This window comes from Rhodococcus sp. IEGM 1351, assembly GCF_030056875.1.
Classification (GTDB): Bacteria; Actinomycetota; Actinomycetes; order Mycobacteriales; family Mycobacteriaceae; genus Rhodococcus_F; species Rhodococcus_F opacus.
Genome location: NZ_JASHKU010000084.1, coordinates 1 through 1,123, shown reverse-complemented (window position 1 = coordinate 1,123; position 1,123 = coordinate 1). Strand labels below are relative to the sequence as shown.

2 protein-coding genes are annotated in these 1,123 nt (G+C 65.9%); both read right to left on the bottom strand.

Features of this window, described 5'->3' with window-relative positions; all coding sequences use genetic code 11:
- On the bottom strand, positions 1-419 hold a 419-nt coding region (locus tag QM806_RS40855), incomplete at its 3' end, for an MspA family porin (RefSeq protein WP_283295037.1).
- Between the two features lie 66 nt (positions 420-485).
- Positions 486-1,106: an MspA family porin gene (locus tag QM806_RS40850; protein ID WP_120659468.1), complete on the bottom strand. Its 621-nt coding sequence runs from the start codon at positions 1,104-1,106 to the stop codon at positions 486-488.
- Between the last annotated feature and the right edge of the window lie 17 nt (positions 1,107-1,123).

Here is a 1,123-nt window from a genome sequence, read left to right as displayed (position 1 = left end):
GGGATGCCGGCGGGATCGCCACCGGCAGCCGCACCGACGACCTCGGACGGAACGAGCGACGTTCCGGCCTCACCGCCGACCTCGCCACCGAAGTTCAACTGGCACGCCACGATGTAACCGGCATCGATGCTGCCGCCCTTGGCGGTGCCACCACTGATCGACACATCGATCGAGCCCGACGTCCACACGTTGCGGTGCAACGGAGTCGAACCCATCGACGGGCTGATGTTCGCCGTGTTACCGGTCTGACGCACGGTCACCACAGTGCCGTCGAGCAGCGTCTGAGTGATCTCCCCGTCCTGCAACGGGACGAAGGTGTCGGCGTTGGCCGCGCCGGTGGAGAAGAGGCCGATCGCGACGGTGGCCGCGGCGACCACGCCGGCAGCCTTGGCGCCGTGGCGCAGGGTCTTGCTGTTCATGGTTCCCCTCTAGGGTTACTGATCGCTTACGCGAGAGTCGTGGATGGAATCGATTGGGAGCGGCAATCAGCCGATGCTGAACGGCTGCCCGTAGAGGGTGGACTTGACGTAGTGGTTACCCGGAACCTCCACCACGGTGTACGCCCGGGCCTGCGCGTAGCCACCGCAACCCTGGACCTCGATCTGCTGATCGCGGTACTGAATCGCCGACACACCCGGCTTCAGGTCTTCCTTGGTCTTGATCTTCGCGAACTTGACCTCACCGGCCTCGATCGGCACCGACAGCGAGCCACCCATCCCCAGCGCATCGAAACCGAGGTCGGCACTGAGCTTGCCCTCGAGACCGGTGATGTCGATCTGGCAACCCACGATGTAACCGGTCGTCAGCGTCGCACCCTCCTCGGGGATCTCCCCGCCGAGCTCAGCGAACACGTCACCCGACACCCAAGCCGTGCGGCCCGCGCCATTGGCGGCCAGCGACGGCGAAACCAGAGCGCTCTCCGCATTGCGGGCGATCTTGGCCGTGACGCTTCCCGCGTTGACGACCTTTTCGCCACCCGGCAGCGGCACGAAGGTGTCGGCATTGGCCGCACCCGTGGACATCAGGCCGAGGACTACAGCCGCAGCGGCACCAAGGCCGGCAATGCGGGCTCCACGGCGCAGGCCGGTCTTTCGGTTCTCGCTCATTCGTTCCCCTCATCAGG

What these genes read in the sequence shown, in the direction of transcription:
- QM806_RS40850 (WP_120659468.1), bottom strand. Translation starts at nt 1,106, where the DNA reads ATGAGCGAGAACCGAAAGACCGGCCTGCGCCGTGGAGCCCGCATTGCC.